Origin of the sequence: Salegentibacter sp. 24, from assembly GCF_004362395.1 — a bacterium.
In the GTDB taxonomy this organism is placed as follows: domain Bacteria; phylum Bacteroidota; class Bacteroidia; order Flavobacteriales; family Flavobacteriaceae; genus Salegentibacter.
Map to the genome: position 1 here is coordinate 12,873 of NZ_SNWE01000027.1, position 26,711 is coordinate 39,583.

Here is a 26,711-nt window from a genome sequence, read left to right on the forward strand (position 1 = left end):
TATTCAATTTATAGTTTTATTTACTGTTTTTATATAAATATATTGATTTATTTACCTGTTAATCTTAATTTTAAAAAATCATTAAACCAACAACAATGAATTATAAGCCCGCAAATAATATTCAGGATCTTCAATATTTTGGCGAATTTGGAGGCGTTAATCCCTCGATATCTGATTCTTCGACCTATACTTTTCTTTCCGCCAAAACTATGTTTGATACTTTTGAAGGAAACTCTGAAGGATGTTACCTTTATTCCCGACATTCCTCTCCATCTAATTTATATTTAGGTGAAGCTCTTGGTGCGATGGAAGGCACCGAAACCGCAAACGTGGCGGCCAGTGGAATGGGTGCTATCACCTCTACCCTGCTTCAGCTATGCCAGGCAGGTGATCATATTGTTTCCAGCCGCACGGTTTATGGGGGGACCTACGCCTTTATGAAAAATTTTATTCCAAAGTTCAACATACAGACTTCCTTTGTAGATATCACTAACCTAGAAGGCGTTGAAGCAGCGATTACTAAAAATACCAAAATTTTATACTGTGAAACCCTAAGCAATCCACTTTTGGAAGTTGCCGACATTGAGGCATTGGCTAAAATCGCAAAGAAACATCAGCTAACTTTTGTGGTTGATAATACCTTTTCCCCACTGTCAGTTAGTCCGAAGGAATTGGGCTGTGATGTTGTAATTCATAGTTTAACTAAATTCATTAATGGTAGCAGTGATACAGTCGGTGGTGTTACCTGCGGGACTCAGGATTTCATCAATGCCCTTCGCAGCGTGAATGACGGGGCCAATATGTTGCTTGGCCCTACCATGGATAGCATGAGGGCTGCTTCGGTTTTAAAGAATTTAAGAACCTTACATATAAGAATAAAACAGCACAGTAAAAATGCGATGTTTCTTGCTGAAAAATTTCAAGAAGATGGTTTAAGAACGGTTTATCCCGGGTTACAAAATCACCCTGGCCATAAGACTTTTAAAAGAATGATGAATAAAGAATACGGTTTTGGAGGTTTGTTAACTTTAGATGTTGGCAGCCTTGATAAGGCCAACGAATTAATGGAGTTGATGCAGGAGAGAAATCTTGGGTATCTTGCCGTAAGTTTAGGCTTTTACAAAACCCTTTTTAGCGCCCCTGGCAGTTCTACCTCTTCTGAAATACCTCTGGAAGAACAGGAAAAAATGGGATTAAGTAATGGATTAATTCGTTTCTCCATCGGTCTGGACAACGATATAGAACGTACTTATAAAATGATGAAATCCTGCATGGAAGAAGTTGGAGTGTTGAGCAAGGAGACTGCGTAAAAAAAGGATGACCACTTCAAAAATCGACTCGTTATCTTAGAAAAAGATTTTCGAACATTCTCTTTTTTGTATATTCACAAAAAATAATATTTTGAAAAAATTTCTTCTTCCCCTTTTCGTGCTGTTCTTAAGCCTTAACCTTTATTCACAAACCCAAAATGAAATTCGGCTATATTATGGTATCACCGATAGCAATCTATTAAGAAGTGAACGAGTTGATGGCGCCGGAAATTCTGATATTGAAAATTCATATGAATTGGGGTTTAGATATTTACTTGCCATTACCGATAATTTAGCTCTGGAAACCGGACTTAATTACTGGCAAGGCGATGTAGTGACAAGTTCTGCGCTCCCAAGGCCGGGTGAAGCTTCTTCTTCACAAGAATTGCAGACCACCTCTATTCCGATTTTTGCAAATTTTACTTTTCTGGATTATTTCTTTGTAAATGGAGGTCCGGTGATGGATTTTCAAGGTTCCGCTAGCCAGTCAATAGACCCTCAGACTGGGATAGGCGTAGGTTTTGGACTTGGAGCTCAATATGCTTTTAATAACTTCAATATCTACATAAATCCTAATTTTAGAAGATATGCGGTAGTCCCGTTTGAGGAGAAGAATTTTCATCAGAAACTGACCACCTTTGGAGTACAACTTGGGATTGGTTATAAATTTTAAACAATTTATACTTTCATTGAAAACTTGCTCATTTTCCTTTAAAATCGTAAAATTACGACCGAAAGTAAAAATCTGATTAAAATAAATTCAACCCAAACCTTGAAAAGAGGTTTATATACACTTCAAGCCTGAATGGAAAACAGAGACAAGCCAGAGAACGAGAAAATTCCAACAAATGAAGAACTTGGCATTTGGGAAGCCTTAATTCCCGTTTTTGCTCTTATTGCAATGTTGGCTTTTAACGTGTATGTTTTTGGCGGAGATGCATTAAGTGGTTCTAACCAGTTTGTACTATTGCTCGGCGGTGCTGTTGCAGCTGTAGTGGGTTATTTCAATGATGTGGAATATGATAAAATGATAGATGAGGTTGCCGGCAACATTCAAAGTACTTCAGGGGCCATTTTAATTTTATTAATGGTAGGCGCACTTGCAGGAACCTGGCTTATCTCGGGAATTATTCCCACTATGATCTACTACGGCTTACAAATATTGAATCCCACCATCTTTCTTGCAGCCTGCGTGATCATTTGTTCGGTGATTTCTGTGGCTACCGGAAGTAGCTGGACCACTTCTGCAACGGTAGGTATTGCCCTTATAGGAATTGCAGAAGCCTTGGGGATTTCCGTTGGAATGACAGCAGGAGCGATTCTTTCCGGAGCATATTTTGGTGATAAATTATCCCCATTGAGTGACACTACCAATCTTGCACCCGCCATGGCAGGTACAGATTTATTCACGCATATAAAATATATGACCCTTACCACGGTTCCTACAATTATTATAACCTTAATTATTTTTATATTTATTGGTTTAAACCTGGAACCTTCTGGCGACACCGATACTTCGGCAATATTGGCTTCCATTGAAGATACTTTCTCCATAACTCCCTGGCTGTTTATTGTACCGGCAGTTGTTATTGCATTAATTATTAAGAAAACCTCTCCTTTAATAGCCTTATTACTGGGTACTCTTTTAGGCGCTGCCGCCGCCTTAATTTTTCAACCTGAAATTGTGGCACAGATAGCAGGAACCAGTGATCTAAATTTTATTAGTGGTTACCGCGGCGTTATGCAAGCCATTACGGTAGATACAGCGGTAGAAACCAATAATGAAAATTTAAACGATCTGTTTTCATCTGGAGGAATGGCTGGAATGCTTGGTACCATTTGGTTAATTATTTGCGCCATGGTTTTTGGCGGAATTATGGAAGCCATTGGAGCCCTGGCTACAATTAGCAAAGCACTATTAAATTTATTCCATACCACTTTTGGTTTATTTGCCAGTACGGTTTTTAGCTGCCTTGCCTTAAACGCAACAGCCTCGGATCAATATCTAGCAATTGTGGTCCCTGGAAAAATGTTTGCCAAGGCCTATCACAATAAAGGGCTTGCCCCTGAAAATTTAAGCCGAACATTAGAAGATTCAGGAACGGTAACTTCAGTATTAGTTCCCTGGAATACTTGCGGGGCATACCATAGTGGCGTATTAGGCGTTCCAACGGTCAGCTATATCGGCTATGCCTTTTTCAATTATTTAAGCCCGTTTATGACCCTTCTTTTTGCTGCTTTCAGCATAAAAATCAAAGAACTCAGTGATTCCGCTAAAACTCAAACAGCGTAAAAACCCAGTATTAATAAGGCTTATCATTGTTAAATAGGATTTATCTATTCTATATAAAATAAACTATAAGAATTCCTTATTCTTATATAGTATTTTAAAATTTCGATAACATTATACATCGGAATCATTCCCTAAATTTGCACCAGATTACAATAAAGTTAAACCAATAAAAAAATAGTAATAATATGTCATTAGTAGGAAAAAAATTTCCAAATTTAAGCGTTAACGCAATGGATGAAATGGGTGATACCTTTCAATTGAACGTTTTGGAAGAAGCTCAGAAGAATAAGAAAAAAGTATTGTTATTCTGGTATCCAAAAGATTTCACCTTTGTTTGCCCTACAGAACTACATGCTTTCCAAAAGGCAGCCGAAGAATTCGAAAAAAGAAATGTAATGGTTATTGGAGCTTCTTGTGATACTCCAGAGGTACATTTCGCATGGTTGAATACCCCTAAAGATAATGGGGGAATTGAAGGTGTAAAATACCCAATTCTTGCTGATTCAAACAGAAACCTAAGTTCTCGTCTGGGAATTCTTGATATAACTGGTGAATCGTATGATGAAGAAACCGGGGATGTTACCCTAGAAGGAGACAACGTAACTTACCGTGCTACCTATCTTATCGATGAAGATGGGAAAATTTTCCATGAAGGAGTAAATGATATGCCATTAGGTAGAAACGTAGCTGAATTCTTAAGGCTTGTAGACGCCTACACTCACGTTCAGGAAAAAGGTGAGGTTTGTCCTGCAAACTGGGAAGAAGGAAAAGAGGCAATGAACGCCGATAGAGACGGAGTCGCTTCTTACTTAAGCTTAAACTAAGAAAAAAGGGAAAGAGATTGTTATGATAAAAGAATTAGAACAGGATAATTTAAACGAGATAGTTTCAGATAATGAAACCGTGGTGGTGCAATATATGGCCGGATGGTGCGGCAATTGCCGATTGATGAAGCCTAAATTCAAGAAATTGGCTTCAGAAAATGAGAACGCAACGTTCCTGTTGGTAGATGCTGAAAAATATCCGGAATCTCGAAAATTGGCTAAGGTAGACAACCTGCCTACTTTTGCCACCTTTAAAAACGGAAGTCTCGTAAACCAGGTACAAACTAATAAATTTGAACCTTTAAAAGACCTAGTAAATGAAGTTACCAGTAATTAAGCATTTAGCACGCGAAAACGAAGTTAAAAAACTGGAGCATACCATTGAAGTACTCGAAAGTTATACTGAACACCGTTCAGTTAAGGATGAGGAAATGGATATGATTGGGGAATTGATTTCGAATCTATGTGGTGCTGTAGAAGTTAAGCATTCAATTGATGGAGGTACTCCAGAGAAAGATGCCTGTAATAACTTTATGCAAAAAGTTGTTGGCTCTATAGACCGTTAGAACTCGCGTTTTTATATACTTTAAAAAGGGCTGTCTTATAATGAGGCAGCCCTTTGTTTTTATGATAATTTTAGTAAATCCCTAAAACAGATGTTCTAAATTTAGCAATCCAATTTAATAGTAACATCCATGTCACAAATAACTTTAAAAGGTGAAAAAATAAACACCTATGGTAGCCTTCCCGAAAAAGGCGAGAGAGCACCACATTTCGCACTCATTAAATCAGATCTAGGTATGGCAACTTTAAACGATTTTAAAGGAAAGCGTGTCATTCTTAATATTTTTCCAAGTATAGATACCGGTGTGTGTGCCACATCTGTAAGAAAATTCAACGAAAGGGCTACCGAGCTTGAGAATACGGTGGTACTTTGCATTTCCCGCGATTTACCGTTTGCCCAAAAACGATTTGTAAACGATGAAGGCTTGGAAAATGTAACCAACCTATCAGATTTCAGAGATAGAAATTTCGGAAAGGATTATGGTCTTGAAATTATAGATGGTCCATTCGAGGCTTTGCTTTCTCGTGTGGTGATTGTTTTAGATGAAGAGGCTAAGGTTATACACAGCCAGCAAGTCCCAGAAATTGGCGAAGAGCCCGATTATCTAGCTGCTCTTAAAACCTTATTATAATGCGGGATAGTTTCCTGGGAAAAAGAATTAGAGGAGGTGGTTATGCTATTAAAGGTGCCTGGTTATTATTAAAACACGAACAGAGTATTCAGGTGCAATTTATACTGGCCGTAATTATGTGTATAGCCGGGTATTTCTTTGAAATCACAAAAACAGAATGGATGTTTCAATTCTTTGCCATTGGGCTTGTGATGACCGCCGAAGGCTTGAATTCCGGAATTGAAGCTATGGCAGATTTTGTACATCCGGATTTTCACAGTAAGATTGGTCATATTAAAGATATTGCTGCTGGTGCCGTTTTTATAGCAGCAATAATTGCAGTAATCATAGGGGTCTTTATTTACTTTCCTTATATTTTCTAACCAGGATTTCACTTATTTTATTTTTATCACCAAGTCGATCGATTACTAAAAATACCTTGTCTCGACCTTATGGATTCAGCTATTTTCTGGTGGAAACAAAAACAACATTTGATTTACAAACATAGCTTTCACAGCCTGAACCTTTTAAATACTGAATTCTTTTAAGGTTTATTTCTCAAAAAATAATTGCTTAGATTTGAACGTTTAAGCATATAAATATTACCCACAGAACTGAAATCAAATTTCTTTAATTTAAAAGTGGCTAATTCGTATTTTTGCTCAAAATCCTACTTATCATCTATGGCCAAAAAGAAAACCAGGACTAAAACAAGCACCGGGAAAAAGTCGACTAAATTTTCCTTTAAACTTAACCGGCAACAAAAGGTAGTTTTAGGTAGTTTCTTTATGCTATTCGGCCTGGCTTTAAGCCTTGCATTTATCTCCTTTTTGTTCAACTGGCAGATAGATCAAAGTACCCTTGGTGAATTTTCTAACCGTGAAGTGGAAACTAAAAACTGGTTGAGTAAATTTGGTGCTTCAGTTAGCGACTTTTTTATGTATAAAGGTTTTGGAGTTGCAGCCTTCATTTTTTCCATTTTAGTGAGTTACAGCGGATTCCATCTTTTTCTTGGAATAAGAGCCACAAAATTAAGGGAATCCTGGTTCTGGGGAATTTCAATTATGCTCTGGCTGGCTGTCTTTTTCGGGTTTTTCGCTGCAAAAAATCCTCTCCTAGGCGGCAGGATTGGTTATGAAATGAACGATTTTCTTCAGGATTATTTAGGCTTCTTCGGAACTATTCTATTAATGTTATTTCTTTTTATCGCCTATCTTACGCTAAGATTAAAGCTGACACCAGAATTAATAGGGAGTTTTGTAAAGTCTAAAAAGGATAAGCTTGGTAAAGAATTCCAATCTAGTGGAGAAGAAATATCGGCTACGGATGAGGAAACTGAATGGAAAGAAAAATCCATCGTCAGAACTGAGAAACCTGCTGAAAAATCTCCTTCAGATATAAAGCTGGATACTACTACCCCAAAAGAAGAAAAATCAGTTCCTGCTCCAAAACAAAAATCTATTCAACCCGAAGAGGTGGAAATGGAAGTAGAAACCGCACAGGAAGAGGAACTGGATGAAGATAAAATAAGCAACAAGATTGTGAAGGATTTCGGTGAATTTGATCCTACTTTGGAACTGAGCAATTATAAATTCCCAACCCTGGACCTGCTGCAGGAATATGGCGGTGGCATTACAGTAGATCAGGAAGAACTTGAGGAACATAAAAACCGGATTGTAGACACCCTTAAAAACTACAAAATTGAAATTGCTCAAATCAAAGCGACGGTTGGGCCAACGGTTACTTTATATGAAATAGTGCCTGAAGCCGGAATTAGAATTTCAAAAATCAAAAACCTCGAGGATGATATCGCTCTTTCCCTTTCTGCGCTGGGAATTCGTATCATTGCTCCTATTCCGGGAAAAGGAACAATTGGTATTGAAGTCCCTAACAAAAACGCAACCATTGTTTCCATGCGTTCCGTTATTGCTTCACCAAAATTTCAAAATGCAGAAATGGAATTGCCAATGGCGCTGGGAAAAACCATTTCCAATGAAACCTTTGTGGTCGACCTGGCAAAAATGCCCCATATGTTGATGGCCGGTGCCACAGGACAGGGAAAATCAGTTGGATTAAATGCTATCTTAACTTCCCTACTCTACAGCAAGCACCCGGCGGAAGTGAAATTTGTTTTGGTAGATCCAAAAAAAGTAGAACTTACGCTTTTCAACAAAATCGAAAGGCATTACCTGGCCAAACTTCCAGACTCGGGGGATGCAATTATTACCGACAACACCAAGGTAATTAATACGCTGAATTCCTTATGTATTGAAATGGACAATCGCTACGAATTACTTAAAGATGCGATGGTTCGAAACATTAAGGAATATAACGTTAAGTTTAAAGCGAGAAAATTAAATCCGGAAAACGGTCACAAATTCCTGCCATACATAGTTTTAGTAGTAGATGAATTTGCAGACTTAATTATGACTGCCGGAAAAGAAGTGGAAACACCAATTGCTCGTTTGGCACAGTTGGCCAGGGCTATTGGGATACATTTAATTATTGCTACACAAAGACCCTCGGTTAATGTTATTACCGGAATTATAAAGGCTAACTTCCCGGCCAGAATTGCCTTTAGAGTAACTTCAAAAATAGATTCCAGAACAATTTTAGATGGCCAGGGAGCAGATCAGCTTATCGGGCGCGGAGACATGTTATTTACTCAAGGAAATGAATTAAGACGTTTACAATGTGCTTTTGTAGATACTCCCGAAGTAGATAAAATAACCGAATTCATAGGTTCACAAAAAGCTTACCCGGAAGCCCATCAACTTCCTGCTTACGAAGCGGATGATAGTGGCACAGGTGTTGATATAGATGTTAGCGAAAGAGATAAACTCTTTAGGGAAGCTGCTGAAGTGATCGTTACTGCTCAACAAGGTTCTGCTTCCTTGCTGCAACGTAAACTAAAGTTAGGTTACAACCGCGCCGGTAGAATTATAGATCAGTTAGAAGCTGCCGGAATTGTTGGCCCCTTTGAAGGAAGTAAAGCCCGACAGGTTTTAGTGACCGATCTTGCAGCCCTAGATCAATTATTAAATGAAGAATAATACCAAATTACTAAAATGAAAAAATTAATTTTTATCCTGCTTGCTATTTTGACAATAAGTGTGCAAGCCCAAAATTCAAAAAATGCAGAAAACTTACTAAATGAGGTTTCCGCCAAAGTCAAAGGCTATGAAAATATGGTTATCGATTTCAAATATAGTCTGGAGAATAAGGCCGCTAATGTTAACCAGGAAACTCGCGGCGATGTAAGTATTAAGGATGAGAAATATGTGCTTAACCTTATGGGAACTACCCAAATGTTTGATGGAAAAAAAATTTATACCATTATTCCCGAAAATGAAGAGATAAATATATCTACTTATAATGAAAAGGAAGACAATAATATAACTCCTTCAAAGATGTTTAGTTTCTATGAAGAAGGCTATAATTATGAGATGGCTGCAGCTAAAAATGTAAATGGTCGTAATATTCAATATGTAAAATTAACTCCTAAAGACAGTGATGCAGAGGTTAAAAATATATTACTGGGTATCGATAGCCAGACAAAAAACATTTATAACCTCATTCAAACCCAGGAGAACGATACTAAAATAACCATTACGGTACAAAGTTTTAAAACGGACCAGGAACTGGCACAAAATCTTTTTACGTTTGAAGAGGATCGTTACGAAAATTTTTACATCAATAGATTAGATTAAATTGAAAATATTAGACCGGTACATACTCACCAGTTACCTAAAAACGTTTTTTTCAGTTTTTATCATTCTCATGTTTATCTTTGTGCTCCAAACCATTTGGCTTTACATCGGTGAACTGGCAGGAAAGGATTTAGATACTGAAATAATACTCAAATTTCTTCTTTATTTCTCCCCTAAACTGGTGCCTCTGGTCTTGCCGCTTACTATCCTGCTTACCTCTATTATGACTTTTGGTAATTTTGCCGAAAATTATGAATTCGCTGCTATGAAATCTTCAGGGATTTCACTTCAAAGAGCCATGCGAAGCTTAACTTTTTTCATCTTGCTAGTCAGCGTAACGGCTTTCTTTTTTGCAAATAATGTAATTCCTGCTGCAGAATATAAATCTATTAATCTCAGAAAAAATATTGCCAAACTCAAGCCTGCAATGGCTATTTCCGAAGGCGTTTTTAACGATGTAGGAACCATAAATATCAAAGTTGAAGATAAAAGCGGGGACAATGGCCAGTATCTTACTGATGTTATTATCCACAAAAAAACAAATCGAAGTGGGAATTATACAGTAATTAAAGCAAAAGAAGGAGAGCTATTAGGCAGTACGGATTCTGATATACTTTCCCTTATTTTAAAAGACGGGAATTATTATGACGAAATTCAACCCTCAGATTATTCTAAAAGAAGAAATAAACCTTTTGCTAAAAGTTATTTTGAAGAATATACCATAAACCTGGACCTTTCGGATTTCAATAATGTTGACCTGGAAGATGAAAGTTATAGCAATACCCAGGGAATGCTAAATATTAGTGAACTACGCGAAAGTATAGACTCCTTCTCCACCGAGTTTAATGAGAAGAGAAACAAGCTGAGTGAAAATATGTACAATCGCACCGATTTTGAAAATATTGAAGTAAATCTTAATCCTGCTGATTCTGTAAAAGAAATTGAAAACACCATTCTTGAAGCCTATGAAACCTACCAGGCCAGTCAGATTGTAAACCTATCTTTAGGTTCAGTAAACGGGGCTCTTTCCCATTTAAGTATAAAGAAATCTGAATTTCAAAATCACACAAAACAAATTAACAAATTTGAGATCGCTTTGCATGAAAAATATGTACTGGCTGCAGCTTGTATAATATTATTCTTTGTGGGTGCACCTTTGGGAGCAATCATAAGAAAAGGCGGTATGGGCTTGCCTATGGTAGTGGCTGTTTTGTTGTTCTTAACCTACCACTTTATTGGCATTTTCGCCAAAAACAGTGCTGAAGACGGTACTATTAGCCCCTTTTGGGCAACATGGCTTTCTACTCTTATTATGCTGCCTTTAGGAATTTATCTCACCTACCGGGCCACTACAGATCAGGGACTTTTAGCTTTTGGCAATATTACTGAGCCTCTGCGAAAAGGGCTTAAAAAAGCTGGTCTTATTAGGTCGAAAAGAAAAATAGATTAAATATCTTTGCAGCCCAAAATATTACGTACCATGGCGCAGGAAAGCACTATCCAAAATACCCTTAAACTTCATAGTATTCAGGAAGCAATTGATGATATCCGTGAAGGGAAGGTAATTATTGTAGTAGATGATGAGGACAGGGAAAATGAAGGTGATTTTGTTGCTGCTGCAGAAAAGGTGACTCCGGAAATGATTAATTTTATGGCAACACACGGCCGCGGACTCATTTGTGCACCAATAACTGAAGACCGATGTAAAAATCTAAAACTGGAAATGATGGTTAGCAATAATACCGATCCTATGGAAACCGGTTTCACCATCTCGGTAGATTTACGTGGAAAAGGGGTTACCACTGGAATTTCTGCTTCTGATCGGGCAAAAACTATTCAGTCCCTTATAGATCCAGAAACCAAACCTGCAGATCTTAATCGTCCTGGGCATATTTTTCCCCTTAAGGCAAAAGAAGGCGGTGTGTTACGCCGAACAGGACATACCGAAGCTGCCATAGATTTTGCCAGACTTGCTGGTTTTGAGCCTGCTGGAGTTATCGTAGAGATAATGAATGAGGATGGCACCATGGCCAGGCTTCCGCAATTAATGGAAGTGGCCCAAAAGTTTGATCTTAAAATTGTATCCATAGAAGCGCTTGTGGCTTATAGAATGCAGCACGATTCTTTAATAGAGAAAAAAGAGGACTTTGATCTTAATACCCGTTTTGGGAAATTTAGATTAAGAGCCTATCGTCAAACCACAAATAATCAGGTCCATCTGGCCCTTACTAAAGGAAGTTGGAGAAGTGATGAAGAAATTCTTGTTCGAGTTAACTCTACCCTTATAAATAATGATATCCTGGGAACACTTACCAATGATGCCGATAAGAAACTGGATAACATGTTCAGAGCGATTAATGAAGAAGGTCGGGGTGCTATTGTTTTTATAAATCCTGCCATACAATCTTTAAATTTATTACCACGTCTGGCCGAACTCAAAGAACGACAGAAAAAAGGCGAAGTAAAAGCTCCCCCAATCAATATGGACAATAAAGATTTTGGAATTGGTGCCCAGATTTTGCACGACCTGGAAATTCATAAAATTAAGTTACTTTCTAACTCCCAACAAACCAAAAGAGTGGGAATGATAGGCTATGGACTTGAAATTACGCGCTACGCGAATTATTAGTTGACTTCAATAATTATATCATTTAAGGGTCTACGCACCTTTTTGAATTCAGAAAACATATCGTCTTCTGCACGATAACCTACCGGCAAGGCCAACACCGATTTTAAATTATGTGCATTTAAATTTAGAAGTTCATCATATTTATCCGGTTCAAAACCTTCCATGGGGCAAGCATCTATTTCCTCAGAGGCACAAACCGTAAGGAGCGTCCCTAAAGTCAAATATGCCTGGTTTATAGCCCAGGAATGCACCTCGTCTTCTGCTTTAGACTCAAAACTATTGACCAAAGAATTCTTAAAAGGATCTAAAATTTCATCCGGAGTTTCTCTTATATACTTTACCCTTCTAAAATATTGTTCAATAAAATTTTTATCAATTTTCTTTTCAATACAGATTACTAAAACATGAGAAGCAGTATTTAGCTGTTGCTGCCCCCAGGAAGCAGATTTTAATAATTCCTGCAGTCCTTTATTTCGTACCACTACCATTTTTAAAGGTTGTAAACCGTAGGAAGTTGCGGTAAGGTTAAAGGCTTCTTTAAGAATGTTTATTTTCTTGTCAGAGAGAATTTTCTCAGGGTTGAACTTTTTGGTAGCATATCGCCATTGTAAAGCTTTAATATTACTCATCTAATTTTATTCTTTTTGGGATTATCAAAGGTAAACAAACACTCCCGATGCATAAAGTTTCTGTAATAAATTAAACATATAGGTAAACTATTATTCTTTATCTTAGTATTATAATTGGCCCCGCCTATGAAGCTTTTCAGAAAACTAATTCTTGCTTTTGCACTTTTTGTGATTTTAAGCATCCTTATTATTTTTGGGCTAGAAGCTTATATTCAAAAGGAAACCTCAAATCTTATTTATTCTGAAATTACAGAAATTCCCCGGGCTAAAACGGGAATTATTCTTGGAGCAAGCGTTTATTCAGATGGAAAATTATCTCCAATTCTAAAGGACCGGGTAGAAACAGCTTATAAGCTGTATGAATTAAACAAAATTGAAAATTTCCTTGTCAGTGGCGATCATAAAAGCGATGATTATAACGAAGTTAATGCGATAGAAAATTACCTTCTTAAAAAAGGAGTCCCGCCGGAAGATATTATTTTAGATCACTCAGGATTTGATACTTATGATAGTATGTTTCGTGCCAGAGCTGTTTTTGATATTAAAGATGCCATAGTCATCACTCAAAAGTTTCATCTTCCCAGAAGTCTTTATATCGCAAAAAATCTGGATGCTGATTATAAGGGTTTAGAGGCACCTCCAATGGCCTATACTTCATCTGAAACTATTAAACGTCGGGAACAATTAGCTAATTTTAAAGCAGTTTGGGAAATATTCACCAATCAACAACCTGCCACAATGGAAAACCGGCCTGAATAAGTTATCGCTATTTTTTCTATATTTAGTTTATCAAACCAAAAACCAAAAGACCATGCTTCAATGGATTGTGCATATTGTAATAGATGCCCTGGTACTGCTAGCTGCAGCCAATATAATGCCTAAAGTACAGCTTAAAGGTTTTAAAACGGCCATTGTCGTTGCGCTTATTATCGGCGTACTTAGCTTTTTATTAAGCTGGTTACTCACCTTACTATTAAATGTTGCCACCTTCGGAATTTTTTATTTCCTGGGATTAGGATTTATCACTCGAGTTATTGCTTATGCCGTTATTATAGAAATTGCCGACCGGTTTAGTTCTGATTTTAAAACGGAAGGTTTTCTTCCTTCTTTATGGCTCGCAATTTTTTTAGCAATTATCGGAGGAGTTGTGGATGCGATACTTTTTTAGACTAATTTATCTACCAAAATATAAGGTATATATGAACTTATTTTACGAAGGTAATTTTAACTATACTGCATTGGACTATTTGGGAACCAGGGACAATAGCTCTAACATTCAATCCTAAAACTCGGTACCTTGGAAGATAGAACGGATCTCTACCATATAATAGTTCAATACTTCAAATTGAATTATATCAATCTTGTTATAACCCTCCTATTTTTAATAGCAGGCTTTTTCATAGCAAACTTTATCAAACGTAAAATAAAGTTACGTTTAATAAAAAGATCACCTAACCATATCACCGCAACTTTTATATCACAAATTACCGGTTTCACCCTAAAATCCATTATAGTCTTAATAAGCCTTTATTTGCTTGGACTTGACAACTTTACAAATAAAGTTTTAGCAGGTGCAGGGCTGTTAACTTTTGTAATTGGATTTGCTTTAAAAGATATTGGAGAAAATTTTTTAGCAGGAATTATTCTCGCCTTTAAGAGTCCATTTAGATTAGATGATTTAATTGAAATAAATGGTATTGAAGGTTTTGTAAAAGATATCAATATCCGTGAGACCTTAATTAAAACACCAGATGGAAAAGATGTTTTTCTTCCCAATTCCATAATTCTTAAAAATCCATTATTCAATTATACTATTGATGGATTTTTACGTTACGAATTCACCGTTGGAATTGCTTATGAAAATAATCCAACTGGTGCTATAGAAATTATGTTAGAAACAGTAAATAATGTGGAAGGGGTTCTCAAGGGAAATTATAAACCTGCCATTACAATTAATGAACTGGCTACAAATACCATTAATATTAATGTGAAGTTTTGGGTTGACACCTTTTCCAGCTCGAAACGATCATTTCATCACAGTATTCGGTCACAGGTTATGAATAAAGTTATTGCCGCCTTAATTGCAAATGGTTTTAGTTTACCAGCTTCTATAATGGAATTGAAAAATTATGAAACAAACTCCTTGAATCTTAAAATTAAAAAGGATGAATAGCTTATTTGAAAGCAATACTAAGGAAGATGGGGTTTATTAATTGGTGCTTTTTAAAAACATAGTTGAAAAAACAAGGTTTGAACAGAAAATGTGATTTTCTCAAAAATTTAATCATCCCTTTAATAAAAAACTCTCGTAAGGAGTGAATAGTAGCCTAATTCAAATCCTTGATTTTAGCTTTTTATTTCTTCGTCCATACCAAATTATAAACCCGCTAATGGGAAGACTGGCAATAAAAAGGCTGGCACAAAAAGCGATGACCTTACCGGTAAGCCCGAAATATTGCCCCGTGTGTAGTCCAAAAGTCATCTCCTGTAATTTCATTCCCGCACTCTTGCTCGAGTACTGATGATTTTTAATTAATGCTCCGGTTTCTGGATGAAAATAAAAGTTAGATTGATGGTCATAATCCATTGCATCAGGATAGGATCCGGTAATTATCGGTGCACTTTCGCCCTGCTCCCACACAAAAAACATTTCATTTCCAGGGGTTAGTTCCAAGGTTTCAGCCAGGGCAATATCCATTGCTTTTTCAGAATATTCTACATTTTTAAACTCAATATTTAAAATATCTTCTGGCTTATCCTCCCCTAAATTTGCAATTTCATAAAGTCCCTGGTTAATCCATTCATAAGAAAAACTAAGTCCAGTAATGGCTATAAAGAAGGCCATCAATGAAATATACAAACCAGTTATACTATGCAAGTCATAATTTACCCTTCGCCACTTGGCTTTCCATTTGATTTTAAGCCGCTTTCTTAAATGTTTCCGCTTTTTCGGCCACCATAGTACTATTCCGGAGATAAGCATAAAAACAAAGATCAAAGTGGAAATTCCCACGACTTGTTTTCCAATTTTTTCCGGGAGCCAAAGATGCATATGCAAATCTTCCACAATAAGAAAAAAGTCCTCTTCAAGATTTTCTTTCTGAAGAAATTTTGCTGAATAGGGATTGAAATAAATATGATAGGGTACATCACCTATTACAGAATAGACAAATGCGGAACGATCTCTTCCTTGATAAACCACCATTCCAGGTTGGGCTTCAGGAAAAAGTACTTTTGTTTTGTTCTGAAGCTTAGAAGGCGCAACAAAAGCTGAAGCTTCCGGTTTAATTTTTCTGTAATCCCGTGTGAGGTCTTTAATTTCATCGTGAAAAACAAAAATGCATCCAGTAACGGCCACTATAAACACAATAAGACCGGAACCAAGTCCCAGCCATAAATGAAGTTGAGCGATCCATTTTTTCAAACCTTTATTCTTTAACTGTGTTTGCCTTTAAAATGGCCCCCAACAAAATTTAAAATATTTTTGTTGGGGGTCGTTGGTTACTAACTTTTAAAATTTATATGTTACACTGGCCGCCACGTTTCTTGGTCTTTGCGGATTAATAGTAGACCACCCGGTATAATATTCTTCATTAGTAAGATTATTTAACTTCAGGTTGATGCCAAATTTATCTACATTATAAAATAATGATGCATTTAAAATCGTATAAGATGGCAAAGTAAAAACTCCAGCGGTTCTGCGGTTAAAGATCATATTTTCGCTGGCATAATTCCCACCAAAACCAAGTCCGAAACCCTTAAGATCACCTTGCTTAAAGCGATAACTGGCCCAGAAATTAGCCAGGGTTTCAGGCCCTGCAGATTCCGGTCTTCTTCCTAAGAATTCAGTTTGATCCGATGCAGTTAACTCACTTTGATTATGGCTCAATCCTGCGATTAAGTTCAAACCTCCGAAAGGACTAGCTGTAAGGCTTGCTTCAAACCCACGGCTATACTGCTCCCCATCCTGTACAAGGTTGAAAGGATTTTCTGCATCCTGCATGACCATATTAGAAACCTGGATATCGTAATAACTCAAGGTAGCTGATAAATGATTTTGCAGTAAATTGAATTTAGTTCCCACCTCGAACTGTTTTGCTCTTTCAGGATCAAATACGATAGTTCTTGTTTCACCCGTTTCCAGATTATCTACCTGTCTTGGTCCCACATTACTAAAACCGTCCATATAATTAGCAAAAAGCGCCACTTTGTCTAACACCGGTTGATAAACTACCCCAAATTTAGGAGATAGTGCAGTTTGACTATTTGTTTCAGTTTCAAACTGGTCCAATCTTAAACTTGTCATTAAAGCCAGTTGTGGGGTAAAGTTCAGAACATTGGAAATATAAGCACTGTAAATATCCTCCTGCGCAATATTATTATTTCTGTTTATATCCTCTAATAAACCGGCTGTAGCTTCCTTACTTAAAATACCGCTATCATCATCAGTAATGTAATTTGCGGGCTCATATATCCCGAATACACTTTCGTTTACATTTTGCAGGCTGGCCTCACCTATATAAACATCTCCATTCTTAACATAACCACTACTGTTATCTATAACTTTTCTGGAAAAATAATCTAAACCAGCCACAGTTCTGTTGCGCATTCCTGCGATCTCGAAATCCCCGATAAAATTCTGTTGAATATCAGTACTTAATGTTGTAGAATTTTGATTACTTACGTAACGGCTAAAGACAAGCCCATCACTAAGATTTGTAACCTCCCCGGGCACTTCTTCCAAACCTTGGTAAAATCTAGTGGTCTCATATAGATAAGAATAGTTTCCAAGAGCTTTAGCAGAACCTGTTGAAACAGCGGTTTGGGAAGTCCAGTTATCAGATAACTCGTAGTACATCTCCGCTTGAAGGCTAAAAGTCGGGTTCTCTACTGTAAGATCATTACTAGTGTAAGAACGTTCAATATTATAACCTAATTCTTCCAGGTTGGTAGCTCTAAGGGGCGCTGCTCTATCGACAAACAACATTAACGGATTGGTACTTTCGCCGTTATAGAATTCAGTATTTACAAAAAAGGAAAGTTTTTCATTTACCTTATAACTTAAGGACGGTGCTACAAATAAGGATTTATTAAATCCGGCATCCTGAAAGCTATTTTCAGTATGATAAGCAGTATTTATCCTCAAAGCAACATCGCCGGTTTCATCAAGTGGAGTATTTATATCAGCGGTTACCCGGTTTAATCCAAAACTACCAAGTGTATAGGATATATTTCCGCCAAAATAACTGTAAGGCTTTTTAGTAGTAATATTAATCAAGCCGCCATAAGAAATAAGGCTACTGCCATATAAGGTTCCTGATGGGCCTTTTATAATTTCAATATTTTCAATATTTGCAGGATCTGGGCTGCCATTTGTAAGTGCCGGTAGGCCGTTCACCATGGTAGGTTGAACCGGGAACCCCCTTAATGAAAAATAACCTGCCCCATCATTACCACGTCCTGTAGATTCCCATAGTTTCGTTATTCCGGGTGCATTTTTAACGGCCTGGTCAAAACTAGTTATCACCTGTTCCTGCAAAAGTTCAGCAGTGATATTGTTATAAACCTGTGGATTTTCTATTTTCTTAAGTGGCATTTTTGCCACTCCTACACTGGTAATTCGGGTAAATTTATTTCCATTTCCATTTCCTTTTACCACAACGGTTCCTAACTTCTCCTGTTTTCCGATTAAAACAACAGAGGCAATATCGGTTGTTGTACCTGGTTGGACATTTACCTCAAGATGCTGAGTTTCATAACCTACATAGGAAATTTGTAGGGTATAATTCCCCTGGGGGATATTTGATAAACGGAATTCACCTCGGTTATTGGTTTCGTCACCAATTTGGAGACCTTCCACTTCTATATTAACATCGGAAAGTAAGTCTCCTGAGCTATTTATTACGATTCCCTCTACGCTCCCGGTATTTTGGGCAAAACTAAATTGAACACTTAAAAGAAATAAAATAATCAGGCTATTTGTTAGCTTCATCAGTTCTAATTTTATTTAGATTGGTTTTAAATACCCGGCAAATGTATAAAGCGCAATGCTTTTTTAAAAGCTTATTTATAATTATTTTAAATAAAAATAAGATAAAACAATTCAGGTTTTTGAAAATCAAAAACATAGATCGAAATAATTTATTGAAGTAAAAGCACATTTTATGTATTCTTAACTTCCCTTGGATTCTAATCTTATATATTTGCCGCTTAAATTTTTGCACTATGATAAAATTGATAGTATCGGATATGGATGGAACTTTGTTGAATGATCAACATGAAATCCATCCTAATTTTTGGGAAATTGAAGAATTGCTGACCAATAAAGGAATTATGTTCTCTGTTGCCAGTGGCCGCCAATTTTATAATCTAGAAAGCAAATTTGACAGAATTAAGGATCGAATGTTATTTTTTGCCGAAAATGGCACTCACGTGGTCCATAAAGGGAAAGATCTTTATGTAAACCCTTTGGATAAAAATGCAGCCCTGAATTTTATAAGAAAAGGTAGGGAGCTTCCCGATACTCATTTAGTGCTCTGCGGAAAGACCTCTGCATATATAGAGAGTAAAGATGACAGCTTCTTTAAAGAGATCAGTAAATTTTACAAAAGGATAAAAAAAGTTGAAGATCTTACCCAGGTTGAGGATACTATTCTAAAGGTGACTTTTTGCAACTTCAAAGGGGTGGAAGAACATACCTACCCGCATTTTGAAAAATATGCTAAGGATTACAAAGTAGCAATTGCTGCCAATGTTTTTATAGATATAACTTCCATAACGGCCAATAAGGGAAATGCTATAAGCGGAATTCAGAAAGAACTCAATATCTCACCGGATGAAACGCTGGTTTTTGGGGATTATCTCAACGATCTGGAAATGATGCAAAATGCAAAATACAGCTACGCGATGAAAAATGCACATCCAGAAATCATTAACGCCAGTAAATACGTAACCACTTATAGTAATAATGAAAATGGTGTCTTGAAAACGATAGAAGAACTCGGTTTATTAAAAGAAGAAGATTCTATAAAAAGCTAAACTTTACTATCGTTGACTTCAATCCAGTACCCATCAGGGTCCTGAAAATAGATCTGTCTTATCCCATCGGGACGCTTGGTCACTGAATCTTTATCACCTTTTCCGTTTTCAAAAGGAATATTTTTTGATTTCATAAAATCCATAAATTCAGATAAATTATCAGTATTAAAAGCGGTGTGCACTCCCTTCTTCTTTTCAACTACTTCATCACTTTCAACAAGATGCAGTTGCACTTTATTGTTCAGCTGGAACCATTTTATGTGATTTCCAAGACCCCCATTAGGGATTTGCTTTAACCCCAGGATAGTGCCATAGAAATAGACGGAAGCCTTTAAGTCTTTGACCCTAATTGTATCATGATCTTTTCTAAAATTGAAGTCCCCTGAAGCAGAAGTAGCCGCAAATAAAATGACTGCCGATAAATTATTGGTTTTCATTGGTTGGTTTATTTTTCTGAAATTATATAAAATGTATGCTTAATTCCAAATCTCAGGTTAAACTTTTAATCGCGATTTTTAAAAACCTTATCTTGGTACTGCAATCGCAATAAGTAATTATGCTGTATATTTTACATCATTCCGATGATAAGGAAAAAGTTGAAGAAAATATTTTTCCAATTTTAGAAGGGACCGAAAATCAAACAATAATTTATCCGGGAACAGATTTTAAAACAGAAACCAATGCTATTATCGTTACTTATCTTAGCGATGAATTATTACGGGAATTCCTGCCTAAGGCCGCGATAGAGAATTTGAAAATTGGGATCCTTCCTCATCCTGAAAACACTTATACCACAAAGGGATTAGGCATTTCAAGCGACCCTAAAAGGGTATTGGAAGAGATCCTTTCAAATAAAGAAGAGCATAAGTTAGATATGCTCTACTGTAACGATATTCCCGTGTTTCAATCGGTCAATATTGGCAATGTTTTTACTTTTACGGAAGATCAGGGGAAAAACAGCCTTATTGGAGAAGTCCTTACGTTCTTTAAGAACATCAGGCGATTATCTTCCCTTTCACATAATTCATATGAAATAAGCTCAGAAGGAGAAAAAATAATCCATACTTCTGCATTAGGAATAATCGTGGTGGAACATGCCTTAAGTTCCATTGTAGCAAGAAGGCTTGTTTCAGAGAGTTCTTTGAACGATGGCATCTTTACGACGCTTATTATTTCTCCCACCAATTTGTTACAATTAATCTGGTTTTTATTGCGTAGCTTACTTCCAGGGGGGAAAAAATTAGATAAAGCACCAGCTTTCATAGGGAAGATAAGAATTGCTAAGCTCTGTATCAAAAATTCTTCATCTATGGAGTTTACAATAGATGGAGAAAAGGAAAAAGCTGAAAAAATAACGTTTAGGGTAGAACCGGAAACACTTTGTCTAGCTCAATCCAGTAAATACTGTACGAAAAAAGATGAAGCTAACCTTAAAAAAAGCAATAAAACCGATACGCTACCCACAGGCGAAAAACGCGAGGAGTTAACAAAGCGCACCATCCCGATTTTACCCAGGGCAACAACCGAGGAATTTCAAGAACTATTCAAGGTACTAAGGGAAAATTCTAAAACCAGTTCCATGTATGTGGTTATGATGATTCTTTCCACACTTATCGCAACCTTTGGGCTTTTCGCAGATTCTTCTCCTGTCATTATTGGTGCGATGATTTTGGCACCAATCATTGCCCCTATTGTTTCTTTTGCTATGGGAATGGTTCGCTATGATACCAATATGCTCAAACGTGGTATCATTACTATTTTAATTGGCACAGGTGTTTCTTTAATGTTCTCAGCGGGAGTGAGTCTAATTATACCTATTAAAATAATCACATCTGAAATTGATGCCCGGTTATCTCCTACACTTTTAGATATGGGAATCGCGATCGTATCTGGGGTGGCTGCGGCTTACGCCCACGCTAAAGAGGGTGTTGCAAAAAGTCTGGCCGGAGTAGCTATCGCAGTTGCCCTGGTTCCACCTTTGGCCGTCTCGGGAATTGGCATTGGCTGGTGGGACTGGCAGGTATTCTCCGGAGCTTTTTTACTGTATTTAACCAACTTAGCAGGAATTATTATGTTTGCAGGTATCACCTTTCTTCTTCTGGGTTTTGCTCCTTTTAAACGAGCTAGATTAGGATTAGTGTATACCCTTATTTTAATCGGAATGGTTATGGTCCCACTTTCCCTCTCTTTCAACCGGATCAAAAAAGAAGCTAATATTACACGAGAGTTAGAAGGTAGCACCATAAATGAATTGGTTATCCGCAATGTAAGTGTGCGCTTTGGAGATCCTTTAAGGGTCTCTCTAACCCTGGTGGGACCCGAAAGCCTGGAGGAAGAGGATATTAGAAAAATTAAGACGGAAATTGAAGAAAATATAGGAGAACCCATTAACCTGGAAGTGATTTCTGCTCGTGGATTTTAACTAGCTTCGTTTTTTGTATTTAAGCTAATAATCATAAGAAAATTTAACAACAACCTATATTTGAGTTAAGCTTATCTGAAAAAGTAAAATTAAAAGGCTATAATTTTTGTTTCATGCCAAGGTATTTTTAGATTGCGGGCTTTAAAATATTAAACACAGGTTATGATTAAAATGAAAAGAATTGCAAGCTTATTATTTGCTTTTGCCCTATTGGGTTCTGCAACTATTATTGCTCAAAACCAACAACTGCCACAGCAACAGGCAGTAGAAATAGATGTAAGTGATCAGGAACTTTCTAAATTTGCCAATGCTTACCAGAGAATAAGATTGGTAAATCAAAAGGCACAACAGGAGATGGTGAAAAAAGTGGAAGGAAGTGGATTTGAAATTAAACGCTTTAATGAAATACATCAAGCTTCTTTAGACCCAAATACTGAAATTGAGGTTTCTGCAGACGAAAAGGAAAAACATAAGGCAGTAGTTGCTGAAATTGAAAGTATGCAGGGTAAATTTCAGGAACAGATGGAAAATGCTATTACTGAGCAAGGTCTAGAAGTGGAGAGATACGAGAAAATCGCTATGGCACTTCAAACTGATACTGAACTGCAACAGAGATTAAGAGAATTAATGCAAGGATAATTTCTACTATTTGAAATTCTAAAAAAGGTCTTCTATATCAGGAGACCTTTTTTTATGTTTATTTTACAAGTATTTATTTGGTGAAATTTCCAGGTATGCTTTATTTCAAATAGCTATATGTATGAAACTATAAATTTGAGATCAGCGATTAAATTAGCCATTTTAGTAATTACCGCTATTCTATTTTGCCAGTGGAACGGGAGCACTTTATATGCACAAAAAACAATGAAACAAAAAGATACTTTAAAATTTGAAAATAAAATAGTACCCGATGAAATTTGGAGGGAAACCTATGTGGCACTTTCCCATTACCCCGAATTAAAAGAAACGCCTATTGAGTTCAAATTCAAAAAAAATATACAGAAATCTTTTATGCAGGCACAGCCTAAACTTTCGGGCTTGTTTAAGAATAAAAAAGATCGCGCCTATTTTGTAATGATAAGTGAACACATAGAAATTGAGGATCAAGTTTTTGATGTCAAAAATGTCCCTTCGGATGTTCTCATAGGCTGGATTGGCCATGAACTCGGCCATATTATGGATTACCGGGAACGCAGTGCGCTTAATATGATTTGGTTTGGGATAAAATACCTTACTTCAAAAACCTATATTCAGGAAGCTGAAAGAGCTGCAGATACCTATGCGGTCAATCATGGACTGGGTAAATATATTATCGCGACTAAGGATTTTATCCTAAATCACACCCATTTGGCGGATTCCTACAAAGCCCGAATCAAGAAACTTTATCTCTCTCAGGAAGAAATCATGGTGTTAATTGATGAGATAGATGAAGAGGAAGATTAAGCGTTTTGCTCTTTAATAAACTTTTCCCATTTTGCAAATTTTTCCTCATCCATCACTTTTTCCATTTTAACCTGTCCGCCTTTTTTCTTATTGGCAGCATTCCACTCTGGAAACATATCAGGATGGACTTTGGTCACCTTCACTCCTTTTAAAGCCTTAGAACGTGCTACCTTATAATTCTTGTTAGCATTTTTTAAAGATTCATCCAGAGCCTGAGTTAGCTTTTCTTCTGAAGTATCACCTTCAGTACCCAAATACCAGTGATGATGAAATTCTCCGTCAATTCTAACGGCAGCCAGTGTAAATTCAGGTATTTTTATATCGAATTTTTCCTCAAGCTCCTGTACGGCAGCATTCATTTTATTTACTGAAAGTTGTGATCCTACGACATTTAAAAAGAATTTTGTTCTTCCTGTAATGCGAATTTCTTTACGTTTGACATCGGTAAACTTAATGGTGTCGCCTATTAAATATCTCCAGGCACCGGAAACGGTGCTAATTAACAAAACATAATCTATTTCCTCTTCCACCTGGTCTATAGCTATCACAGGTGCATCTTCAACAATGGAGCCGTCCTGGTTAATATATTCGGCTTTAAAAGGCACAAACTCAAAGTATATTCCGTTATCCAAGATTAATTTCATCGAAGTGGTATCAGGTCTTGCCTGAACAGCCAGGAATCCTTCTGAAGCCAGGTAGGTGTCGATCACCGTAATTGGGTGAGCAAGCAATGCATTGAAACTTTTTTCATAAGGTTCAAAGGCCACTCCACCAGAGGCGTATACCTTTAAATTAGGCCAGATATCATGGATATTATCCAGCTTGTTGTGTTCTATAACCTTTTTCATCATAAGCTCAAGCCAGGAAGGAATTCCGCTTAATGCACCTATATCCCAGTTTTTGGCATTTTCAGCAATGCGTTGTACACGTTCATCCCATTCTTCAATTTTAGAGATTTCCTCCCCAGGTTTATAATAGCCTCGAAACCAAAATGGAATATTACTCGCGCTAATTCCACTGATTTCTCCTTCCTGGTGATCACCTTCCTTTTCAAGATCGGTAGAACTGCCCAACATCATAATCTCTTTTTCAAAGAAATCTGGAGGAAGATCAAAATTACTCAAAGCACTAACCTGTTTTATACCTGCTTTTCTAATAGATTCCAGCATTTCATCGGTGACCGGGATTCGCTTACTACTTTTCCCTGTTGTACCTGAACTTACTGCAAAATAAGGCGGTCTTCCAGGCCAGGTGACATCCTTTTCCCCATCGTGTAATTTATGCCACCATTGCTCATTTAGTTTGTTGTAATCAAAATATGGAAGCTTTTCTGCAAAAGTTTTTTGAATATTATCTGACTTTAAAATCGATTCAAAATCGTAATGCCTTCCGAACTGTGTATCTTTTGCTTTCTTTAATAACTTGATAAGCACCTCCTTCTGGGCTTGAACTGCCTCCGGTTCTGAAACGATAGTATCCCGAAGGTCTATAAGACTTTTTATTAACGAACCTACTATAGGCATAATCCTGATTTTTGTTAGTATTATTTTAAAAAATGAAGGTAAAAAAAACCAAAATCAACATTATTAATGTCTTGACAATTATCAATAATTTAACCTTTAAAAATCCTATGAATTTTTAAAACTTTCGATACATTTCTCTGCACATCTTTCTCCATCGATAGCTGCCGAGATGATACCGCCAGCATAACCGGCACCTTCCCCACAGGGGTAAAGGCCTTTTATTTGTACGTGCTCAAAAGTGTAGGGATTTCTTGGGATTCTAACCGGTGATGAGGTTCGGGATTCGGGAGCGTGTACTACTGCATCATTGGTTAAGAAACCACGCATACTTTTATTGAATTCTTTAAATCCTGTTTGCAGGGTTTTATGAATAAAACCAGGAAAAACCTTCGCTAAATCAGTCGAAGTGATCCCGGGTTTGTAGGAGGTTACCGGGAGGTTTTCGGAAACTTTCCCCTGGGTAAAATCTGACAAACGCTGAGCCGGAACTTTCTGCGTTCTTCCACCCTCCAACCATGCTTTCTGCTCTATTTGCTTCTGAAATTCCATAGCTGCCAGGGGATTTTTTTCAATATTTTTGAAATCGGAAAGTTTCAATTCAACCACGATTCCTGAATTGGCAGTGGGTTGATCACGTTTGCTGGGGGACCAGCCGTTGGTAACTACTTCGCCGGGGGCAGTAGCGCAAGGGGCGATAATTCCCCCAGGACACATACAAAAGGAATACATTCCTCTTCCCCCTATTTGTTTTACTAAGCTATACGGGGAAGGCGGGAGAAATTCACCCCTGGAATCACATTTATACTGGATTTTATCTATAAGTTCCTGGGGATGCTCTACCCTTACCCCTAACGCAAAAGCTTTGGCCTCAATTTTAATTTTTTTTCTATACAGAAGTTCAAAAATATCCCGGGCGGAATGACCTGTAGCCAGGATGATTTTTTTCGCTTTAATACGGTCCCCTTTTAAAGTTCTAATCTCTTTTATTTCATTATTTAGAACAAGGATATCGGTTAATCTGGTCTCAAAAAGAACTTCTCCTCCACAGGCAATTATAAGTTCCCTTATTCTGGCAATAATGGCAGGAAGTTTATTAGTGCCTATATGTGGATGGGCATCTATCATAATTTCAGGGGTAGCTCCAAAACCTACGAGTAATTTCAGTATTCGCTCAACGTCCCCACGTTTTTTAGATCGGGTATAGAGTTTACCATCACTATAAGTACCGGCGCCACCTTCTCCGAAACAGTAATTGGAATCTTCATCTACAATATGTTCAATGTTTAGCGCTTTTAGATCCCGGCGACGAGTTTTAACGTCTTTACCGCGTTCCAAAATAATCGGTTTAAATCCCAATTCGATACAACGCAGAGCTGCAAATAAGCCTGCTGGACCGGCACCTATAATTACAACTTCCTCTTTATTTCTAACATCCTGGTAATCCGGTAGAAGAATCTTTTTCTCAGTAAAATCTTCCTTGACATAAACATCAACTTTTAAATTGATCTTTACCTTACGTTGCCTGGCGTCTATCGAACGCTTTAAGATTTCAACATAGTTGATATCTCTTAATGCTATTTTGCCATAACGAGATGCCGCTTTTTTAAGCTTAAACTGGTTTGCTGCCTCTTCAGGACTAAGGCTTAATTGATATTGATACTTCATTTTATAAAATCTAAAGCAAAAATAAACTTTTCATAGTTGTCTGGTTAATC

25 protein-coding genes are annotated in these 26,711 nt (G+C 37.1%); 19 read left to right on the forward strand and 6 right to left on the reverse strand.

The features are described 5' to 3' along the window. The first annotated feature begins 95 nt into the window (after positions 1–95). The 12 genes from DET49_RS15880 (at position 96) to ribB (ending at position 11,941) form a co-directional block, all read left to right on the forward strand. A complete protein-coding gene (locus DET49_RS15880) occupies positions 96–1,310 on the forward strand; it encodes an aminotransferase class I/II-fold pyridoxal phosphate-dependent enzyme (RefSeq protein ID WP_133549471.1) in 1,215 nt (404 codons plus the stop codon). 91 nt (positions 1,311–1,401) lie between these two features. Beyond that, entirely contained in the window at positions 1,402–1,983 is a 582-nt protein-coding gene (locus tag DET49_RS15885; RefSeq protein ID WP_166636594.1) for an outer membrane beta-barrel protein, read from the forward strand. 132 nt (positions 1,984–2,115) lie between these two features. After that, a complete protein-coding gene (gene nhaC, locus DET49_RS15890) occupies positions 2,116–3,603 on the forward strand; it encodes a Na+/H+ antiporter NhaC (RefSeq protein ID WP_133549475.1) in 1,488 nt (495 codons plus the stop codon). 185 nt (positions 3,604–3,788) lie between these two features. Beyond that, a complete protein-coding gene (locus tag DET49_RS15895) occupies positions 3,789–4,427 on the forward strand; it encodes a peroxiredoxin (protein ID WP_133549477.1) in 639 nt (212 codons plus the stop codon). A 22-nt stretch (positions 4,428–4,449) separates the two neighbouring features. After that, a complete protein-coding gene (locus DET49_RS15900) occupies positions 4,450–4,764 on the forward strand; it encodes a thioredoxin family protein (protein WP_133549479.1) in 315 nt (104 codons plus the stop codon). Further along, entirely contained in the window at positions 4,745–4,993 is a 249-nt protein-coding gene (locus tag DET49_RS15905; RefSeq protein WP_133549481.1) for a DUF6952 family protein, read from the forward strand. The genes DET49_RS15900 and DET49_RS15905 overlap by 20 nt, the downstream gene beginning before the upstream one ends. A 129-nt stretch (positions 4,994–5,122) precedes the next feature. Then, the gene (gene tpx / locus DET49_RS15910; RefSeq protein ID WP_133549483.1) at positions 5,123–5,623 is read left to right on the forward strand and encodes a thiol peroxidase; all 501 of its coding nucleotides are present in this window, start codon (positions 5,123–5,125) and stop codon (positions 5,621–5,623) included. Beyond that, positions 5,623–5,985, forward strand: coding sequence for a diacylglycerol kinase (locus tag DET49_RS15915; protein ID WP_133549485.1), 363 nt, complete (start codon positions 5,623–5,625; stop codon positions 5,983–5,985). Before tpx ends, DET49_RS15915 begins: the two co-directional genes overlap by 1 nt. A gap of 300 nt (positions 5,986–6,285) precedes the next feature. Continuing rightward, positions 6,286–8,655 (forward strand): DNA translocase FtsK, encoded by a 2,370-nt coding sequence (locus tag DET49_RS15920; RefSeq protein ID WP_133549487.1) that lies wholly within the window; start codon positions 6,286–6,288, stop codon positions 8,653–8,655. Positions 8,656–8,670: 15 nt separating this feature from the next. Continuing rightward, positions 8,671–9,312: a LolA family protein gene (locus DET49_RS15925; protein WP_133549489.1), complete on the forward strand. Its 642-nt coding sequence runs from the start codon at positions 8,671–8,673 to the stop codon at positions 9,310–9,312. Between the two features lies 1 nt (position 9,313). Continuing rightward, on the forward strand, positions 9,314–10,762 hold the full coding sequence (locus tag DET49_RS15930; RefSeq protein WP_133549491.1) for an LptF/LptG family permease: 1,449 nt from the start codon (positions 9,314–9,316) through the stop codon (positions 10,760–10,762). Between the two features lie 30 nt (positions 10,763–10,792). Then, on the forward strand, positions 10,793–11,941 hold the full coding sequence (gene ribB, locus DET49_RS15935) for a 3,4-dihydroxy-2-butanone-4-phosphate synthase (protein WP_133549493.1): 1,149 nt from the start codon (positions 10,793–10,795) through the stop codon (positions 11,939–11,941). Here ribB and DET49_RS15940 read toward each other — a convergent pair. Beyond that, complete coding sequence (locus tag DET49_RS15940; protein ID WP_133549495.1) at positions 11,938–12,570, reverse strand: NAD(P)H-dependent oxidoreductase; 633 nt, start codon at positions 12,568–12,570, stop codon at positions 11,938–11,940. The two genes, ribB and DET49_RS15940, sit on opposite strands and share 4 nt — an antisense overlap. Positions 12,571–12,696: 126 nt before the next feature. Here DET49_RS15940 and DET49_RS15945 point away from each other — a divergent pair, with 126 nt between their 5' ends. The 3 genes from DET49_RS15945 (at position 12,697) to DET49_RS15955 (ending at position 14,743) form a co-directional block, all read left to right on the forward strand. Further along, on the forward strand, positions 12,697–13,329 hold the full coding sequence (locus tag DET49_RS15945; RefSeq protein ID WP_133549497.1) for a vancomycin high temperature exclusion protein: 633 nt from the start codon (positions 12,697–12,699) through the stop codon (positions 13,327–13,329). 52 nt (positions 13,330–13,381) lie between these two features. Next, positions 13,382–13,738, forward strand: a complete 357-nt coding sequence (locus DET49_RS15950; protein WP_133549499.1) for a phage holin family protein — start codon at positions 13,382–13,384, stop codon at positions 13,736–13,738. A 129-nt stretch (positions 13,739–13,867) separates the two neighbouring features. Then, the gene (locus tag DET49_RS15955; protein WP_166636595.1) at positions 13,868–14,743 is read left to right on the forward strand and encodes a mechanosensitive ion channel family protein; all 876 of its coding nucleotides are present in this window, start codon (positions 13,868–13,870) and stop codon (positions 14,741–14,743) included. Between the two features lie 159 nt (positions 14,744–14,902). On the opposite strand, the gene DET49_RS15960 is transcribed toward DET49_RS15955, so the two are convergent. Both DET49_RS15960 and DET49_RS15965 read right to left on the reverse strand, forming a co-directional pair. After that, positions 14,903–15,994, reverse strand: a complete 1,092-nt coding sequence (locus tag DET49_RS15960) for a PepSY-associated TM helix domain-containing protein (RefSeq protein ID WP_133549504.1) — start codon at positions 15,992–15,994, stop codon at positions 14,903–14,905. A gap of 87 nt (positions 15,995–16,081) precedes the next feature. After that, positions 16,082–18,562, reverse strand: coding sequence for a TonB-dependent receptor (locus DET49_RS15965; RefSeq protein WP_133549506.1), 2,481 nt, complete (start codon positions 18,560–18,562; stop codon positions 16,082–16,084). 233 nt (positions 18,563–18,795) lie between these two features. On the opposite strand from DET49_RS15965, the gene DET49_RS15970 reads away from it, so the two are divergent. After that, positions 18,796–19,608, forward strand: a complete 813-nt coding sequence (locus DET49_RS15970) for an HAD family hydrolase (protein WP_133549508.1) — start codon at positions 18,796–18,798, stop codon at positions 19,606–19,608. Here the strand turns inward: DET49_RS15970 and DET49_RS15975 are convergent. After that, positions 19,605–20,045, reverse strand: a complete 441-nt coding sequence (locus tag DET49_RS15975) for a VOC family protein (RefSeq protein ID WP_133549510.1) — start codon at positions 20,043–20,045, stop codon at positions 19,605–19,607. The two genes, DET49_RS15970 and DET49_RS15975, sit on opposite strands and share 4 nt — an antisense overlap. 119 nt (positions 20,046–20,164) lie before the next feature. Here DET49_RS15975 and DET49_RS15980 point away from each other — a divergent pair, with 119 nt between their 5' ends. From DET49_RS15980 to DET49_RS15990, 3 genes are all read left to right on the forward strand, one after another. Next, entirely contained in the window at positions 20,165–22,030 is a 1,866-nt protein-coding gene (locus tag DET49_RS15980; RefSeq protein WP_133549512.1) for a TIGR00341 family protein, read from the forward strand. A gap of 162 nt (positions 22,031–22,192) precedes the next feature. Continuing rightward, positions 22,193–22,669: a DUF4168 domain-containing protein gene (locus tag DET49_RS15985; RefSeq protein WP_133549514.1), complete on the forward strand. Its 477-nt coding sequence runs from the start codon at positions 22,193–22,195 to the stop codon at positions 22,667–22,669. 117 nt (positions 22,670–22,786) lie between these two features. After that, positions 22,787–23,473, forward strand: coding sequence for a hypothetical protein (locus tag DET49_RS15990; RefSeq protein WP_317130335.1), 687 nt, complete (start codon positions 22,787–22,789; stop codon positions 23,471–23,473). Here DET49_RS15990 and DET49_RS15995 read toward each other — a convergent pair. Next, complete coding sequence (locus tag DET49_RS15995; RefSeq protein WP_133549518.1) at positions 23,470–24,996, reverse strand: GH3 auxin-responsive promoter family protein; 1,527 nt, start codon at positions 24,994–24,996, stop codon at positions 23,470–23,472. The genes DET49_RS15990 and DET49_RS15995 overlap by 4 nt on opposite strands. Positions 24,997–25,101: 105 nt before the next feature. Next, positions 25,102–26,661 (reverse strand): NAD(P)/FAD-dependent oxidoreductase, encoded by a 1,560-nt coding sequence (locus tag DET49_RS16000; protein WP_133549520.1) that lies wholly within the window; start codon positions 26,659–26,661, stop codon positions 25,102–25,104. Positions 26,662–26,711 lie beyond the last annotated feature (50 nt).